Origin of the sequence: uncultured Paraglaciecola sp., assembly GCF_937123705.1 — a bacterium.
Classification (GTDB): domain Bacteria; phylum Pseudomonadota; class Gammaproteobacteria; order Enterobacterales; family Alteromonadaceae; genus Paraglaciecola.
The window spans coordinates 1-17,871 of sequence record NZ_CAKZKO010000164.1 but is presented as its reverse complement, the minus strand read 5'-3'; the positions used below and the strand labels follow the sequence as shown (position 1 = coordinate 17,871).

Annotated in this window: 18 protein-coding genes; 2 read left to right on the top strand and 16 right to left on the bottom strand. The window is 39.2% G+C overall.

The window, feature by feature from the left end:
• Window positions 1-91: 91 nt before the first annotated feature.
• From Q0688_RS21810 to cadR, 15 genes are all read right to left on the bottom strand, one after another.
• Entirely contained in the window at window positions 92-445 is a 354-nt protein-coding gene (locus tag Q0688_RS21810; RefSeq protein WP_235312862.1) for a cupredoxin domain-containing protein, read from the bottom strand.
• 11 nt (window positions 446-456) lie between these two features.
• Entirely contained in the window at window positions 457-2,700 is a 2,244-nt protein-coding gene (locus Q0688_RS21805) for a heavy metal translocating P-type ATPase (protein WP_299082383.1), read from the bottom strand.
• Window positions 2,693-3,121: a MerR family transcriptional regulator gene (locus tag Q0688_RS21800; RefSeq protein WP_235312859.1), complete on the bottom strand. Its 429-nt coding sequence runs from the start codon at window positions 3,119-3,121 to the stop codon at window positions 2,693-2,695. The genes Q0688_RS21805 and Q0688_RS21800 overlap by 8 nt, the downstream gene beginning before the upstream one ends.
• A 290-nt stretch (window positions 3,122-3,411) precedes the next feature.
• Window positions 3,412-3,642 carry a hypothetical protein gene (locus Q0688_RS21795; protein ID WP_299082381.1) on the bottom strand — a complete coding sequence of 77 codons (231 nt, stop codon included), beginning with the start codon at window positions 3,640-3,642 and terminating at the stop codon, window positions 3,412-3,414.
• Window positions 3,643-3,692: 50 nt separating this feature from the next.
• Window positions 3,693-4,589: a CopD family protein gene (locus Q0688_RS21790; RefSeq protein ID WP_299082379.1), complete on the bottom strand. Its 897-nt coding sequence runs from the start codon at window positions 4,587-4,589 to the stop codon at window positions 3,693-3,695.
• A 14-nt stretch (window positions 4,590-4,603) separates the two neighbouring features.
• Window positions 4,604-4,951 carry a copper resistance CopC family protein gene (locus Q0688_RS21785; RefSeq protein ID WP_299082377.1) on the bottom strand — a complete coding sequence of 116 codons (348 nt, stop codon included), beginning with the start codon at window positions 4,949-4,951 and terminating at the stop codon, window positions 4,604-4,606.
• Window positions 4,952-4,990: 39 nt separating this feature from the next.
• Window positions 4,991-8,137 (bottom strand): efflux RND transporter permease subunit, encoded by a 3,147-nt coding sequence (locus Q0688_RS21780; RefSeq protein WP_299082375.1) that lies wholly within the window; start codon window positions 8,135-8,137, stop codon window positions 4,991-4,993.
• A gap of 15 nt (window positions 8,138-8,152) precedes the next feature.
• Entirely contained in the window at window positions 8,153-9,907 is a 1,755-nt protein-coding gene (locus tag Q0688_RS21775; RefSeq protein ID WP_299082373.1) for an efflux RND transporter periplasmic adaptor subunit, read from the bottom strand.
• On the bottom strand, window positions 9,907-11,292 hold the full coding sequence (locus Q0688_RS21770) for a TolC family protein (RefSeq protein WP_235312850.1): 1,386 nt from the start codon (window positions 11,290-11,292) through the stop codon (window positions 9,907-9,909). The genes Q0688_RS21775 and Q0688_RS21770 overlap by 1 nt, the downstream gene beginning before the upstream one ends.
• Complete coding sequence (locus Q0688_RS21765) at window positions 11,292-11,789, bottom strand: DUF411 domain-containing protein (protein ID WP_235312849.1); 498 nt, start codon at window positions 11,787-11,789, stop codon at window positions 11,292-11,294. The genes Q0688_RS21770 and Q0688_RS21765 overlap by 1 nt, the downstream gene beginning before the upstream one ends.
• A 104-nt stretch (window positions 11,790-11,893) precedes the next feature.
• Window positions 11,894-12,271 (bottom strand): hypothetical protein, encoded by a 378-nt coding sequence (locus Q0688_RS21760; RefSeq protein ID WP_235312848.1) that lies wholly within the window; start codon window positions 12,269-12,271, stop codon window positions 11,894-11,896.
• 219 nt (window positions 12,272-12,490) lie between these two features.
• On the bottom strand, window positions 12,491-12,706 hold the full coding sequence (locus Q0688_RS21755; RefSeq protein WP_235312847.1) for a GDCCVxC domain-containing (seleno)protein: 216 nt from the start codon (window positions 12,704-12,706) through the stop codon (window positions 12,491-12,493).
• Window positions 12,694-13,083, bottom strand: coding sequence for an organomercurial transporter MerC (merC, locus tag Q0688_RS21750; protein WP_235312846.1), 390 nt, complete (start codon window positions 13,081-13,083; stop codon window positions 12,694-12,696). Before merC ends, Q0688_RS21755 begins: the two co-directional genes overlap by 13 nt.
• A gap of 61 nt (window positions 13,084-13,144) precedes the next feature.
• A complete protein-coding gene (locus Q0688_RS21745; protein WP_299082368.1) occupies window positions 13,145-13,522 on the bottom strand; it encodes a MerR family transcriptional regulator in 378 nt (125 codons plus the stop codon).
• Between the two features lie 42 nt (window positions 13,523-13,564).
• Complete coding sequence (gene cadR, locus Q0688_RS21740) at window positions 13,565-13,954, bottom strand: Cd(II)/Pb(II)-responsive transcriptional regulator (RefSeq protein ID WP_235312842.1); 390 nt, start codon at window positions 13,952-13,954, stop codon at window positions 13,565-13,567.
• A gap of 77 nt (window positions 13,955-14,031) precedes the next feature.
• Between cadR and Q0688_RS21735 the strand changes: the two genes are divergently transcribed.
• A complete protein-coding gene (locus Q0688_RS21735; RefSeq protein WP_235312841.1) occupies window positions 14,032-14,763 on the top strand; it encodes a transglutaminase family protein in 732 nt (243 codons plus the stop codon).
• The gene (locus Q0688_RS21730) at window positions 14,750-15,637 is read left to right on the top strand and encodes a cation diffusion facilitator family transporter (protein WP_235312840.1); all 888 of its coding nucleotides are present in this window, start codon (window positions 14,750-14,752) and stop codon (window positions 15,635-15,637) included. The genes Q0688_RS21735 and Q0688_RS21730 overlap by 14 nt, the downstream gene beginning before the upstream one ends.
• Before the next feature lie 83 nt (window positions 15,638-15,720).
• Here Q0688_RS21730 and Q0688_RS21725 read toward each other — a convergent pair.
• Window positions 15,721-17,871, bottom strand: a 2,151-nt coding sequence (locus Q0688_RS21725; protein WP_299082364.1) for a CusA/CzcA family heavy metal efflux RND transporter, incomplete at its 5' end; no start/stop codon positions are given.

Below are 17,871 nucleotides of genomic sequence, written 5' to 3'. Positions count from 1 at the left end.
TATATAACTGACAAGATATCACCAAATTAACTGTGACAAAATCGCGCAATGATTATGCCGCCAATATTTCTTAGTAATCACACTGCACATTTTAAATTACCTTTAAAACCCCGTGATACATTTTCATCTGGCAATGAAACTCATACTCACCGGGTATTAGTGCTTTAATATTCACTTGAGTTATTTCATTTAATTTGAGCTGTTCACTTATTTCCAAGGACGGAAATAATAATGTTTCAGAGCAAGGATTCTGATCATTACGAAAAAACGTCAATAAAATAGGTCTGTCTGCTGCCACTTGAATTAAGGCTGGCGAATAAATTCCATCTTTTACTTCAATCATAATTTCATTATTTTCGACAACAGTTTCTTGTGGCTTATATAGCCAAAACCACCAAACTATTATTGCGATCAAAACTAGTCCAATTATATTGATTACAATCATGTGTATTATCCTTAGTGCTCTTGAGCTTTAAACAAACGGAGTCGATTAGCGTTAGACACTACTGTCAACGATGAAAGTGCCATCGCAGCGCCTGCTATTACAGGGCTTAGCAAGATACCGAAGAATGGATACATCACGCCTGCTGCTAATGGGACACCAGCTACGTTGTAAATAAACGCTCCAAATAGATTTTGCTTAATATTGCGAAGGGTTGCCTTACTTACTGCGATAGCATCTGCCAAACCATGCAGAGAGCCTCTCATCAAGGTAATATCTGCACTTTCAATAGCTACATCTGTACCTGTACCTATAGCAAATCCAACATCAGCTAATGCAAGCGCTGGCGCGTCATTTATTCCATCTCCTGTCATGCCAACAATTTCACCACTGCGTTGTAATTCTTCAACTTTATTGGCTTTATCTTCTGGCAAAACTTCAGCTAGAAATTCAGTAATTCCTACTTTCGTAGCAACTGCGGTGGCAGTTTCCTTATTATCGCCAGTTAGCATAATTACGCGTATGTTATTCGCTTGAAGTCGCTTGATAGCTGAAATGGAATCAGGTTTTATTGGGTCAGCCACTGCAATAAGAGCTGCAAGGTGTCCATCAATAGCAAAGTACATTGGTGTTTTTGCTTCTTTAGCTAAGGTTTGAGCTTGTTCAATATGACCAGTTACATCGACACCTTTTATTTTCATCAGCTTTTCGTTGCCGAAAAGTAAAACGCGATTTTCACAGTTTGCCTCTACACCAAATCCTGTGATGGCTTTAAAAGAATCGATTTTTAAAAGTTCAATGTCTCTTTCCAAAGCACTCTCTACAATGGCTTGTGCTAAGGGGTGCTCTGAACCACTCTCTAGACTAGCGGCAAGCTGTAATACTTTTTTATCGTCCTTTGAATGTGCCAAAACGATATCTGTTACCTTAGGTGCCCCTTCGGTAATTGTGCCTGTTTTATCTAATATCATTGCTGTGATTTTGGAGGCTGTTTGTAATGCTTCTCCATTTCGAATAAGTACACCTGCTTCGGCTGCCTTGCCCACCCCAACCATAACCGACATAGGCGTTGCCAAACCTAATGCACAAGGGCAAGCGATAATTAACACCGTAGTTGCAGAAACGATTGCAAATGCTATCGCAGGAGCTGGCCCAAAGTTAAGCCATGCTAATGCGCTTAAAACCGAAATAATCATCACCACAGGAACAAAGTAGCCTGAAATCACGTCAGCAAGACGACCTATTGGTGGTTTAGAGTTTTGTGCTCTTTTCACCATATTGATGATCTGTGCTAGCGCAGTATCTTTCCCTACTCGTGTTGCCTTAAAGAAAATCACACCTGACTTGTTTAAAGTGCCCGCAACAACTTCATCTCCTTCAGTTTTCTCTACAGGCATTGGCTCACCAGTAAGCATTGATTCATCAATAGATGTGTGACCTTCAATGACAACACCATCAACAGGCATTTTTTCACCGGGCTTTACTTTAACCACATCTTTCAAAAGGACTTGCTCAATACCAATTTGAACTTCTTTTTTATCGCGAATCACCGTTGCTGTTTTAGCTTGCAGCCCAATGAGACGCTTTATCGCTTCCGATGTTTTTCCTCTGGCTTTCAGTTCAAGTGCTAAACCCAAATTAATCAAACCAATGATCATAGCGGTTGCTTCAAAATACACATGCCTAGCCATCATCGGGATAGCATCAGGCACAAAGACAACAACCATTGAGTAAATCCACGCTGTACCAGTTCCTAATGCAATCAGAGTGTCCATATTGGCAGAATGGTTTTTAAAGCTCTTCCAAGCACCAACATAAAAATGCTTACCTGAAAAGTACATAACGCCAAAAGTTAAAACACCAACCATGAACCACGACATTCGTTCAGCGTTTGTTTCTACTGTCATTTCGCCAATAACAATACTGTAGATCATAAGGGGTATGCCTAGTGAAAGTGCAATAAACGTATCTCTCATCAGCTTTTTGTAATAAGCCCAATCAGCCGCTTCTTTTTCATCTAGTACATCAGTTTCCGAGCTATCATCAATTGGTTTCGCGTTATAACCCACAGACTCAACAGCTTTGATCAATTCTTCGGTTTTAGCTGTCCCTGATACTATTACAGTCCTATCAGCAAAATTCATTTCCGCACTGACTACACCAAGAGTTGCCTTTAACGCCCCTTCAATTTTGCCTACACAGCTAGCACACCCAGCTCCTTCAATAATGAGATGAATATCGGATTTAGTATTAGTCATGGGAACCACCATATTCCTTTGTAGGTTCAAAACTATCTATGAGGTGACATACCATAGTTGACGTTGGAGTTTTATCTTCCTTGACATCCCATTGTGCTAGCGCATCGTTCATATTTTTACGCAACGCTAACATTGCCTGAAATTGTTTTTCGGTGTCAGCTAACCTTTCTTTAATAAGAGATCTAACTAAAGGGCATGCTGATTTTCCGAGACTTGCCTCATCAATAATATGTCGTATATCCGACACTGAAAATCCGAGATGTCTTGCACTTAAAATAAACTTCAGTCGAGAGATTTCTGTTAAAGGGTAATACTTATATCCGTTTTCTGACTTAGCTGGGTTAAGTAACTTTAAGCGAGTATAGTACCTGACAGTATCGGGTGTTGTTCCAAACTCTTTGGCTAATTCGGTAACTTTCATAAACAATCCTAACTCAATAAATTGATTAACTAAGCTCAGTTTAAACCTGTGTGTAAGACACAGGTCAAGCCTAATATAATAATTTCTAATTTAATGTGACCAGTGGATGTGTTTGATTTTACATTCACCGTTTTGTTTTTCTAGCACCATTGTTTTCATACCTTGGTAATCGCGCTATTTACGCTTGTGAATACCTATGGAGTGTCTACGCGAGGCTGATATTGGGTATTACCAAATACCATCACTTGGTGCTCTAGTGATTCGCTCTTCATAGCCGCAAAGCACTCATATCAGACAACATATGATGATGAGCGTATCCGTCTGCACTTCTTTGTTTCGACATGCCCCTCATAAATGGTGACATCATCAGCTAATTGAGCACGCGCAAGCTCTTTGTTACTTGGTTTTAACGCTTCATTAAAAGCTAATACAACCATTGCGGCAGGGGTATCTAGTCCTTTGAATATTCTTTTATCTTTTTGTTTGTCACCATGAGCCTGAACTCCAAAGTTAAACGTCATTAATAGAACGAGTAGTATATTTATTTTTTATTTTCATTCTCTTTTTAGGTTTAATTTACAGGGCCGACAATACTAGTAAGCACTGCTGTTACAGATAAAATGGCAATAGCTACAAACATTTCAATTGAGATTGATTTGGATAATGCTTTTCTGCCATCGTTGCTTTTGAGTTGCGGAACTAATTTCAATTTGTGTGTAGCGGCTATCGTCAATATGCTAGTCACTAGTAACAATTTAACTAATATGGTTTGTCCATAATTACTAGTAAGAAGAGCCTCTATTCCGCCAACCAACTGAATTACCAATAATAAGCCTGCGATTAAAAGTAAGCTCACCATGACGCTAGCTTGTTTTCCAAACCTTTCCATTATTTGATAGAGCTTTTCAAGTTCCAACATATCGCAGGCTTTTTTAAGAGGATAAAGGGCACCAAACCACCATGCCATAACTATGACATGTACCATTAATAGCCCTTTTTCAAATACTCCCATTTCGGAAACATGCCCAACCAACGTATAAGAGTAAGAAAAAACAAGTAGACATATGACTAGCAAGAGTTGTAGGACATTTAAACTTCGATTTCTTACTGTCATTTGAGAAGAAAAAACTACTAACATCATTGCCCCAATCAAACCAATCGAGCGCCAAATTGCAGTATCGCCTATGGATGAATCCCACATGATAATAATCATATCTAGGTCTAAAACCCCACCAATTCCTTCTTCAGCTATTGCACCCGTATTAGCAAAAAACCAGACAGTATTTGCTATAAAAGCGATTAAGGCGGTCATAAAGGTAATTTGACTAAACGACCTTTTATCTTCAGTTTTCATCGTATTGCCGCTATACGATCCTCCCCAAAATGTATATCCAGCTATGCAAGCAAAGCCCACGTAAAACAAAATTTTTGACAAAACTATGATTGCATTCCAGATATACATTTCCATAATGATTACTCTAATTAATGAACCATGAATCCAAAGCTATTCTTCATTTTATGACCGTCATTACCTAAGAAAGTCACACCCACGATATAATTGGCGGGAGCCAATTTAGGTAATTTCCACGAAAATGTGCCGTTTGCTTCTTTTGAAGGTATAAAACCAAATTTTACTTTTTCCCCTTGCTTATTTTTTAACGATACTTTGACTAAACGCACTTCTTTACTGAACTTAAGTTTAAGTTCTTCCGGTGTTTTCATTAACATTGCATTATCAGCAGGCACGGTTTTTTCAAGATGCACATGCGCAAATACCGCACTACTAAAAACGACACTGATTACGGTTAAAAATTTAATTAATGTTTTCATATTTACCTCTTTTTTAAGTTTATAATTTAACGACGAAATTTATTTTTTGGATAACGCTTGGTTGAAGATATTTATGTCTCGCTTCTTAACAATTGAATAAATTGCTGGCAGTACAATGAGTGTTAGTAATACTGCGCTCGTCATACCACCTACCATTGGCGCAGCTATGCGACTCATTACCTCCGAACCTGTTCCTGTTCCATATAAAATAGGGAAAAGACCAATGATGATTGTAGCTACCGTCATCATGACAGGGCGCACACGCAAACCAGCTCCATGCAGTAAAGCTTCGCGGTACTCACCATCTGATATAGGTTTTACTTGCTCCTTGGCTTTTTCCTTAAGCTCGGTAAGAGCTTGATTCAAGTAAACCAGCATGATCACCCCAATCTCAACGGCAACACCTGCTAGCGCAATAAAGCCTACGCCTACTGCAACAGAGAAGTTAAACCCTTCTAAATACATCAACCATAGACCGCCAATCATCGCCATTGGCAATGTCACAACAATAATGGCCACTTCGCTAAATGAGCGGAAATTCAAATAAAGCAAGATCAAGATTATCGCTAGCGTTAAAGGCAATACATAAGTTAATTTTTCTTTTGCTCTTTCCATATATTCATACTGTCCAGCCCAAGACATTGAGTAGCCTGCTGGTATGTCTAAATTTTTATCAAGATACTCTTTGGCATTTTCTACATATGTGCCGACATCAACGCCTTCAATATCAATAAATGCCCAGCCATTAATGCGAGCGTTTTCACTTTTTATTCCCGGTGCGCCATTTTCAACACGGATATCTGCAACATCACCTAGTGCGATGCGCTGACCATTCGGTGTAATAACAGGTAATCTTGCGAGTTGCTCTGGCGAATCTCGATAGTCTTGTGGGTATCTTAAATTGACGGGGTAGCGCTCTTGTCCCTCAACTGTTTGAGTGACGTTCATGCCTCCAATAGCCGTCGATACCACCTGCTGGACGTCAGCAATATTTAGCCCGAATCGACTCGCCTTTTCACGAGAGATATCGACCTTGATATAACGGCCTCCTGCAACACGCTCAGAATAAACAGACGCTGTTCCTTCTACCTTTGGCAACAATTGTTCTATCTGTTGACCAATTTCTTGAATCGTATCAAGATCAGGTCCAGCTACCTTTATTCCAACAGGCGTTTTGATGCCTGTCGCTAGCATATCTATTCGGGTTTTTATTGGCATTACCCAAGCATTTGTTAAGCCGGGGAATTTAACCAACTTATCAAATTCAGCTTTTAAACTTTCAGTGGTTACACCTTCTCGCCACTGCTCTTGTGGTTTCAACTGAATGAAAGTTTCAATCATAGTTAAAGGGGCTGGGTCAGTGGCGGTTTCAGCACGACCAACTTTACCAAAAACGGTTTCAACCTCAGGTACTGTGCGAAGTAACTTGTCCGTTTGTTGCAATAACTCACGAGCTTTACCAATAGAAATGCCCGGATAAGTGGTTGGCATATACATCAGGTCACCTTCATCTAGTGGCGGGATGAATTCACTACCAATCTTATTAACAGGCCAAAAACCAACTACCGTAATCAATATTGCTATTACAATTGTCGATTTAGGGAATTTCATCACTTGCCTTAAGACAGGCATATATAGCGCCGTTAGCACGCGGTTCAATGGATTTTTCTTTTCAGATATAACCTTGCCACGAATAAAATAGCCCATAAGAACGGGAACTAGCGTGATTGCTAATCCAGCAGAAGCTGCCATTGCGTAGGTTTTTGTATAGGCAAGAGGGGCAAACATTCTTCCTTCCTGCGCTTCTAAAATAAAGACGGGTAAAAATGATACTGTGATAATTAACAAACTGAAAAACAACGCAGGTCCAACTTCACTTGCTGCTTTAGCAACGATTTGCCAGCGATTTTCATCCGTTAAAGGTGTCTTTTCCATATGCTTATGCATATTTTCAATCATGACAATTGCGCCGTCCGTCATAGCTCCAATCGCTATTGCAATTCCGCCTAATGACATAATGTTGGCATTGATACCTTGCATATACATGATGATAAAAGACACCAAAATACCTAACGGCAACGTAATAACTGCCACAAAAGAAGATCGCAAGTGAAACAAAAATGCTGCACAAATAAGTGCTACCACTATTAATTCTTCAACCAATTTATCTGATAGGTTACTAACTGCTCGATCAATTAACTTAGATCTGTCATAAACAGGCACAACTTCAACTCCCTCAGGTAAAGAAGACTTCAATGAATCAAGTTTGTCTTTAACACCAATGATTGTTTGTTGTGCATTCTCTCCAAAGCGCATGACTATAACGCCGCCTACAACTTCTCCTTCACCATTTAATTCAGCTATCCCACGACGCATCTGTGGACCCAGTCCAACATCAGCAATATCGCCAATACGCAATGGCGTGCCCTGCTCATTAACGCCTAACGGAATTTCTTCAATGTCACCGACAGATTGAATATAACCAGTCGCCGTTACCATATACTCAGCTTCGGCCATTTCAACTACAGATGCACCTGTCTCTTGGTTACCTCTTTTCAGCGCCATTTGAACGTGAGTCAATGGTATGCCGTAAGCTCGCAACTTATCTGGGTCAACTTGCACTTGATATTGTTTAACCATGCCACCAATTGCAGCTACTTCAGAAACTCCCGGCACAGTTTGGAGTTCATACTTGAGGAACCAGTCTTGAATACTACGTAACTGACTAAGATCATGATTTCCTGACGTGTCCGTAAGCGCATATATATAAACCCAGCCCACACCTGTTGCATCAGGCCCTAACTGTGGTTTTGCCGAATCAGGTAAACTCGGAGCTACTTGACTCAAATACTCCAACACCCGACTCCTTGCCCAATAAAGGTCTGTATCGTCGTCAAATATAATGTAGACGTAAGAGTCACCGAAGAAAGAGTACCCTCGAACCGTTTGTGCTCCCGGCACTGAAAGCATTGCGGTTGTTAAAGGGAAAGTAACTTGATCTTGTACTACCTGAGGTGCTTGGCCCGGATAACTGGTTTTGATAATTACTTGTACGTCTGACAAGTCAGGCAGCGCATCGACTGGTGTATTTTTTAACGCAAACATACCACCAAAAGCGATGATAAGCGTGGTTAATAAAACAAAGAAACGGTTGCCCACTGACCATCTAATTATTGATTCAATCATTACTAATCTCCCTATTTAATGATTCGAATGATCGACAACAGCTTTCTGTACATGATTTGTCTCATGCTCGTTGCTGTTTTGTTCATTTGATTCAAGGGACATTTCAGTGATAACCAATTCACCTCTCTCTTCAAATGTGAATATGACGCTGTCACCAACACTAAAGTAAGCGATTTCTATATTTTCCCCGACGACAAAATCCTTCGTCGCAGCAGGTCTATCCCACTTCTCTATAGGGCCTCGACTAATATTGAAAGTGCGATTGCCTAAGGTTATTTCATTAATTAAACCTGAGACTGTTGCAGAGGATACTTCTGGCTCACTCATGATATGAATACCAGTTACTTCATATCCACTATCTTCGGTTTTAGACACCTCGAAGTGTAAAGATTGACCTGACTTTAAAGAGTCAAAATCAACATTCTCAGCCACATTAAAGTCCATTGTCATTTCAGGCCAATCCCAAGCTTCAGCCGGGCCATGTGTAATATTGACCATACGATGTCCTGTCATGACGCTATTTACTTCACCTTGCATCCAAATTGAGTTCGGCACCTCATCATGGGTCATACGTTTAAAGTCGGATGATTTACTTGATTCAGAATCAATTAAGAATTGAGCAGACGTAACAACCACATCTTCTTCAGTTAATCCATGCAAAATCTCGATACTATCGATATCGACTCGACCAATAGTGACTTCAATAGACTTAAATTGTCCTTCACCTAAAGCAAGTACCACTCGGTCTTGCTTACCTGTGCGAATGACGGCCTCTTTAGGGACAATAATCGTACTGTCGGTTTGATTTGCATGAATCGAAACTTGTGCGAACATATTGGGCTTTAATTGAAAATCAGGATTATCAAATTTCAACCGAACTCTAAGGGTGCGAGTTTTGTTGTTTAAAGTTGGGTAAACATAATCAACAACACCAGTCCAATCTTCACCGGGCAGATAGTCCAGAGTCATTGATACTGGCAACCCTTCTTTGATCATCGCAGCATCTCGTTCAAACACTTCAGCTTCTACCCATACTTGGTCAAGTTTGCCGATACTAAGCAACGTATTTCCCGGCTTCACATAAAAGCCTTCTCGTATCTTTAACCCATCCACAACACCAGCTTGAGGTGAATAAAAAGTAATGGATTGCTGAACTTTTCTTGTTTGCTCTAATTCTTTAATAAAGTCTGCTGAAAGTTGCAGCGCTTTAAGACGATCTTTAGCTGCCGTAACTAGAGAGCTGTTATTGCGCTTTAAGGCAATTAACAATTCTTCTTGAGCATTAACTAACTGGGGAGAATATAAGGTGTAGAGTGGCTGCCCTTTTTCTACAGGGTTACCAGTAGCCTTGACATAAAGCTTTTCGATCCAGCCATCAACACGTGGGTGGATATGAATTAGCTTATCCTCGTCATATTGTACATAACCTACCGTAGAGATTTCAGTATGCATATTTTTTAGTTCAACAGGTGCGGTACGAACACCAAGATTGTTTACGACATGAGGAGAAACTTTAACTGCGCCGGGGCCGAAGTCATCACTTGATGATTCATCATCATATACGGGAATTAAATCCATCCCCATAGGAGACTTACCGGGCTTGTCCCGGCGGTAGTTAGAATCCATCGGGGCAACCCAATAAAGCGCCTTCTTTTCTTCAGATTTGGCGATCGAGCTATCATAGTTCGAGTTTTGGAATATACTCAAGGTCCCAGCACCTATTGCAGCTCCTATGATGATTGCGATAATTATTTTCGTATTAGATGACATTACTTTTCTCCAAATTTACTGGTGTGCGCAAGTACTGGTTTGGTATTTGACTGTGCGAAGAAATAATTGATACGAGCGACTGTTTTTAATGCATCAACATCTATTTTTAAGGCTGATATTCTGGCATTAAGCCCAGCTATTCTTGCTCGAACCACTTCAGAAAAATCGCCATCATCGTTGGTGTAAGCAGTCAATGAAGACTCAGCCTGTTCGTTGGTTTGTTTAAGCAATTGATCTTTATATATCGATTGTCTTTCTGATAATCTTTTTAGCTGACGTAGCTCTTTTTCAATTGCGCTAATCATTTGTTTTATTAATAACAATTTCTCTGTTCTGATAGCTTCTGATTCAGCGATTGATGCAGCAACTTGTTTATCTTGTCTATCTTCAGTGAATAACGGTAAATCAAATGTCACGCCAACAGAAAACAAGTCCGATCGACTATCTCCTGATGGCATATCATCACGATAGGCATAGCTAGCGTTAACTCCCCACTGGGGCTTATATTGTTGTTTGGCTATAGTAATTGCTTTTTCAGACACTTTTTTCTTAACATCAATTGCACGAATGGCAGGATGGTTTTCTAATGCTAATGCCAGAGCATTTCGCGAATAATGAACCTCAGTTAAAACAGCAGGATTTTGCAATCGAATTGCAGGTAGACCTTCTGAGACATTGAACTCTATTGGCTGTGAATCAAAATCAAACGCTTTTTCAAAATCACTGTCATTATAAAGATGAAGCCATTCGTTTAGACGAGCGATAGACGTTTCTAATTTTTGCTTTTGAACTGTCAATCTATCTTCTAATTGAACGATTTCTAGCTGTGCTCGAATGACATCTTGTTGCCTTGTTTTTCCTACCGCATTCGAATAACTAGCTTTTGCAACCTCCGCCATTTGCTCGAATAGCTCCCAATCGTTTTCGATTAACTTAATCGTTTGTTGCGCTAAAAATACATCTAACCAAAGTTGGGAAACTTCACTTTTTAATTTTGCTTTACGGTCTTCACGTAACAATGGGTATTGAGTTGATTCTATTTTTAACTGTTGTTGTTTGAGTGCCAAACTATCTCCTCTAGGAAACATTTGAGACACTCCAACTTTAAATTGAGTCATACCTTCTTGATCGAAGTTCCATGTATCTGTTGGCAAGTTCATCATACCAACAGATATTTTAGGGTCAGGTAATGTCCCGGAAGCTATACTCATATTCTCTACAGCCTTTTGTTTCAAGCTGCTGCCGTGTAACCAAGGATCATTTTGTTGAGCTAACTCTATAGCCTGTTGAAGTGAAATAACTTTTTCGGCTTGGGCGTAAAATGCAGAAAACCCAATCATTAAACCAACAGTAACCTTTGATAAGTTTTGAATTCCTAATTTCATTAGAATTGCTCCTCATAGGTATTCACTTTTGCATAGACTTTGCTAGTTCCATCCTTAAAAAAAACCAACACGTTATAAGGCATAAAACGTTCACCGACTTCCATTCCCGGAGAGCCAATAGGCATCGCAGGAACTGACAAACCAATGGCGTTGTCGTGTTTTTCAGATAAAAATTGTTTTATGAATTTGGCAGGTACATGACCTTCAAACACAAAGCCATTTCTTGTAACGGCTGTATGACAAGAGCGATAATTAGGTTTGATACCGTACTTAGTTTTTATATTGGAGATGTTTCGGAAATCTTTGGAGTCCGCAATAATTCCTTCATCTTCAATATGAGATATCCATTTTTTACAACATCCACAAGTAGGAGTTTTATAAACTAATAACTCGATTGGTTTAACTTCAGCATTACTTTTATGATTATGCTCGGTTGCGTGAGTAAATGCTGGTACTAGCAGCACAACTACCGCTAACTTAAAAAATATTTTGATCATTTTTGCCCCCAGACAATGCTGGACAATATTTAGGCGCAATAGCGCTTAATTAATTAACAAGAAAAGTTATTTTGTGCGTAAATTTTGGACGCACTAATCCTGTGTTAGGCAAATATTGGAGGGCGGTAAAGGGAAGTAGAAATTGACTTTGGGTGTTCAGCACCTTGGTTCACTATAGTGTCAGTAAACCCTAAAATATCAGTTGAACCACTGTTTGCATTCAAAAATGTGACTGATGTACATGCATTTGCAGGACAAATACAATCTTGGTCGCAGCAGTCTTCTGAACTTGAAGCACTAGTTTTCATATCACTATGATCCATTCCCTCATGAGAATTCATTGAAGAATGATCCATAGTCATAAGAGATTGATGAGAATTTTCCGACATTTCACAAGACATAGCTGTATAAGCTAATGCTTGCCCAACAAAGGCAATCAGCATAGCTACTAAAACTAAGACTTTTGAAAGTGGTTTAAACATAAAGTTCTCTAGATAAAATACCGAATAAATATTAATGTATATTTCGCCCAATGTAAATTAAGAACTATTTTTTAGTCGATTGAATTAACCCTAATGATAAGAACATTGATCACTTTTCGGATTAAGCGACCTTTGTAACCTTATATCTTTGGCAGATATGAGCCTAAAGCTGTCCTTATATAATCACAATAGTTAGCACAAATTAAACATTCACTTATGCTAACTGGCGCAACAATTATGTCCTTCTTGAATAGGTGGGCATTTTACTGTTCCATACGAACAGTAAACACAGCAGTCACCCTTTAATGGTTTTAACAAAACTTTGCATGATTCGCATTCATAATACCACTGACAAGCGCTAGTCGGCATTTTTTCCATTTTTCTATGCCCACATTCAGGACATGTAATAGTCGATTTAAGCTCTATATTTTGCATGCTTGTACCCTTACTGGTTTTACGATATCTAATACAGACATAACAACCATTAAACAAATACCTAAGTAAAATAGATATGTGCTCCAATCATATTGCCATAGAGGATAAAGCGTTAATAGCACTGCTACAGGCCCTAGAATGCTGAAGATAGCTCTGGTATGGCTTTTATTTTTATGCCAGTTGTATAAGTTTACTAATAATGCCAGAGTTGCAAATATAGGTAATAAGGTATTTACAGCAATCCCCTCAAAATGAGAAAGAAATCCTAACCCCAACGCTGATGCTAAAGAACCGAGTGCAGGGAAACACCCTGTACAACTAAGTGCCGCTAGCCAAACACCACCAGAGCCTACTTTGTCTAATATTTTATTTATCATTTGAAAGTCTATTGATTGATATGACCAACACTCTAAACTCCGTACATAAGTACAGAGTCAATCATTTTAATGCATCAATAATAGGGCAATATGTTGGATCATCGTTTTGTATACAGGTATTTGTCATATCCACAATTACTTTCTCTAAACGTTGAAGGTCGCTAATTTTTTCTCGAATGATTGCTAACTTTTGTCGGCTTAATAACTCAACTTGAGCGCAGTCGTTGTCCATAGACATTAGCGATTTAATTTCTTTTAACGTAAAGCCGAGCATTTTGGCTTTTGTGATGAACCTAAGTTGTCCTGCTATTGTTTCGTCATATTGTCTATAACCTGATATTGGTTTTGTAGGTTGTGTAATAAGTCCTTCTCGCTCATAAAAACGAATGGTTTCTACGTTTAAATTTAATGATTGTGCTAATTTACCAATGGTTTTCATAATTGCCTTTGCGACTAAGAATAGTTCAAAGCAGAATTTAGATTAACTATCCAACGACTTAATAATACCGCATCCTTCAATGGTATTATCAGAATTGCATGTACTTGCCATATGTTGTAATTCATTTTTTAAGGCCTTTAATTCTTTCATGCGTTTGTTGACTAAATTTAATTGCTGCTTAATCAATTCATTCACACTAGAGCAGCTTTCTTCTGGCTTATTCTTTAATTCAATAAGACGTTTGATATCATCAAGAGATATATCGAGGCTGCGACAATGCTTAACGAATTCCAGCTCTTTTAACGCCTTATTGGAATACAACCTAAAGTTACCCTCAGAGCGCTCAGGATCTGAAAGCAACCCTTGTCTTTCATAATATCTAATCGTTTGAATAGAACAGCCTGATGTCTTCGATAATTCGCCAATTTTCATAAAGCTTCCCAACAAACTTGACCCTATAGTTACTATAGGGTTTATAGTTAAAGCATACAAGTGAATAAGGGGTGAAAATGTGTGATAAGTATCTAACCAAGACCAGCATAGTCAATTTTGAACACAAAAATATCCAATCCCTCATAAATCAACGAAGGTGGAAAAGCTTGGATGATTTCAACAAAATTGGTGTAGCCTACCAATTTGTGAAAGATGAAATGTTGTTTGGCTACAACAAGAGCGATGATATTTCAGCGAGTGAAGTGCTGTCTGATGGTTATGGTCAATGTAATACCAAAGGCAATCTATTGATGGCTCTATTGCGTGGATTAGGCATTCCATGCCGATTTCACGGGTTTACTATAAATCAACAGTTGCAAAAAGGTGCCATACCAACCTATGTTTTTTGGTTAGCTCCTAAATACATTATCCACAGTTGGGTGGAGGTATACCTTGATGGTCGTTGGATCAACTTAGAAGGCTTTATCTTGGATGCACAATATCTAACATCCTTACAGCAAAGGTTTAGCCAAGAAAAAGATGTTTTTTGTGGCTATGGTGTTGCGACAAAGTGCTTTTCATCACCTGATACGGATTGGCGTGGAGAGGATACCTATATTCAAAAAGAAGGTATTCATGACGATTTCGGACTTTATGATTCCCCTGATGAGTTCTATCGTGAGCAAGGAACTAACTTATCAGGCGTGAAACGTTGGATGTATCAACGAGTGATCCGTCATCTGATCAACTTCAATGTCGCTAATATTAGAAAAAAGACAGTACTGGAGGTACAAAATGCACAACCATAACCACAGTCATCAACATGGACAAGACAACCGTATTGGTTGGGCATTTTTTCTGAATGTGACATTTACTATTATCGAGTTTATAGGTGGCTGGCTTACCAACAGTACGGCGATAATGGCAGATGCAGTTCATGATTTGGGTGATAGCCTGTCTATAGGGTTTGCTTGGTTATTGAGTCGTTTTTCAAATAAAGAAGCATCAGATAGGTTTAGTTATGGTTATCGTAGACTTACACTATTTGGTGCTTTGGTAAATAGTATTGTTTTAATTATTGGCTCTATTTGGGTTTTATTTGAAGCCATACCAAGGTTGTCCAATCCTGAAATGCCTGTAGTTGAGGGGATGCTGGGACTTGCCATACTCGGTGTTGCCGTGAACGGATATGCCGTATTCAAATTAAAAGCGGGTGAGACATTAAATGAAAAAGTACTGACATGGCACCTACTTGAAGATGTACTTGGTTGGGTTGCCGTTCTTATAGTCTCTATTGTACTGCTGTTCGTTGAACTGCCGATATTAGATCCTCTACTATCGATTGGCTTCACGTTATTCATCTTATTTAATGTTTTCAGAAACCTGAAATCAACACTCGTCTTGTTTCTTCAAGCCGCACCCGATAAAGAAACTCAAGAGCGTATTAAGCAATCATTAAATGAATTTCCTGAAGTTAATGGTATTCACCATATTCACTTTTGGTCATTGGATGGTGAAAGTCATGTTCTAACAGCGCATCTTGAGCTGAGAGACAACTTTGAAGTTAAAGAATTAATTAGACTTAAACAAGAAATTGCAGCTAAATTATCTTCCTATCACTTATCGCACACGACGATAGAGTTTGAGTTTTTAAATGAAAATTGTAGAGATGAAGCTCAGTAAGCTTTATCAACCAAATGTTAGGCATAAAATATAACAAGCAGCTTAATTAGGCATAACCTAGTAATTAAGCTGCTTTTTTGATTTTAAATTTCGTCGGATTGCTGTTTGCTACTCTCAGAGCCATGCGCCCATTGATATAAAATAGGTAATACAAATAAAGTTAAAATTGTAGAAGATATAATACCGCCGATAACAACTGTTGCTAGTGGTCGTTGTACTTCTGCACCAATACCAGTATTTAGCGCCATTGGAATAAAACCTAAACTAGCAACCAGTGCCGTCATTAAAATAGGTCTTAAACGAATGATGGCACCTTCAATGATCGCTACGTAAAGGTCGCCTTTTTCATGCCAAAGGTCTCGAATAAAAGCCAACATAACCAAGCCATTTAATACGGCAACACCTGACAATGCAATGAAGCCGACACCTGCCGAAATAGATAAAGGCATGTCTCTTAAATAAAGAGAGAATACGCCCCCAGTTAATGCTAAAGGCACGCCACTGAAAATGATCAATGCATCTTTTAATGAACCAAATGCAATAACCAAAATACCTAAGATAACAACTAATGTGATCGGCACAACTAAGCTTAATCTTTTACTCGCTGACTCTAGTTGTTCAAACGTTCCGCCATAATCAAGCCAGTATCCTGCTGGGATTTCTCCTTCCTGATTAATTTTAGCTTTCACTTCTTTGACAAAACCGCCTAAATCTCTACCACGTACATTGACGGTAACCACAACTCTTCTTTTTCCGTTCTCACGGCTAATTTGAGCAGGTAAATACTCTGATTTAAGCTCTGCAAATTCTTCAAGTGGCACATAGTTACCATTCTCAAGTGGAAGCGGCAGATACTTCAAGCCATCGATATCCGTTCTTATTTGCTCTGGTAAACGAACAACTAACTCAAACCGTCTGTCACCTTCATAAATGATCCCCGCAGATTCACCGCCTATTGCTGTGGCAACCCAGTCTTGCAGTTCAGTAACACTCAAACCATACCTACCAAGCGCTTCGCGTTTAGGGATTACCGATAAAGATGGAACACCTGTGACTTGTTCCATTCGGGCATCTGCTGCACCATCGACGGTTTTCACAATATTTAGAATATCTTTTGCGGTCAGTAATAACCGATCCAAATCATCGCCAAATACTTTGATACCTACGTCTGCTCTAACACCTGAAATCAATTCATTGAAACGCATTTGAATAGGTTGAGTGAATTCATAGTTGTTGCCAGGAATGTTTTTCAATACCTCTTCCATTTCTTCAACTAATTCACTCTTCGGTTTTGAAGGTTCATTCCAATCTTTGCGTGGTTTTAATATAACAAAGATATCAGCAATACTCGGTGGCATTGGGTCAGTCGCAACTTCTGGAGTACCGATGCGCGAAAATACTTTATCAACCTCAGGAAATGCTTTAATACGTTTTTCAAGTACTTCTTGCATTTCTACTGATTGCTCTAGGCCAGTCGAAGGAATTCTTAACGCCTGTAGTGCAATATCACCTTCATTTAATTGTGGAACAAATTCTGTCCCAAGCGTAGTTGCTAACCAAAGGCTATACCCCATTAACAGCGTTGCAAATGAAACAATAATCCAACGAAATTTCATTGCCATAATTAGCAATGGTTTATAGATAGACTTGGTTGAACGAATAACAACACTTTCTTTTTCGCTGATTTTACCTTTCATAAATATCGCAACAGCAGCAGGAACCAGTGTAACTGAAAGGATCATGGCTGATATTAACGCCATTACGACAGTTGCCGCCATAGGATGGAACATTTTCCCTTCAACACCAGTTAGGGTGAAAATGGGTATGTATACCACTGTGATAATGGCTACACCAAACAGGCTTGGACGTATGACTTCTGAAGTGGCTTCAAAAACAGTATTTAGTCGTTCCCTTAGGTCTTGCCTATGACCGTTGTGTTGCGCCTCAGCTAACCGACGAACAGAGTTTTCAACGATGATGACAGCCCCGTCCACTATCAAACCAAAGTCCAATGCACCAAGGCTCATTAAGTTAGCAGATACTCCTGCTTGTACCATACCTGTAATTGTCATTAACATTGATAGTGGTATTACGGCGGCTGTTATTAATGCGGCGCGTAAATTTCCAAGCAACAAGAAAAGTACAACGATAACTAATAGCGCACCTTCAACGAGGTTTTTGGTAACGGTTGCAATCGCTTTATCTACTAACGTTGTTCTGTCGTAAACAGGCTC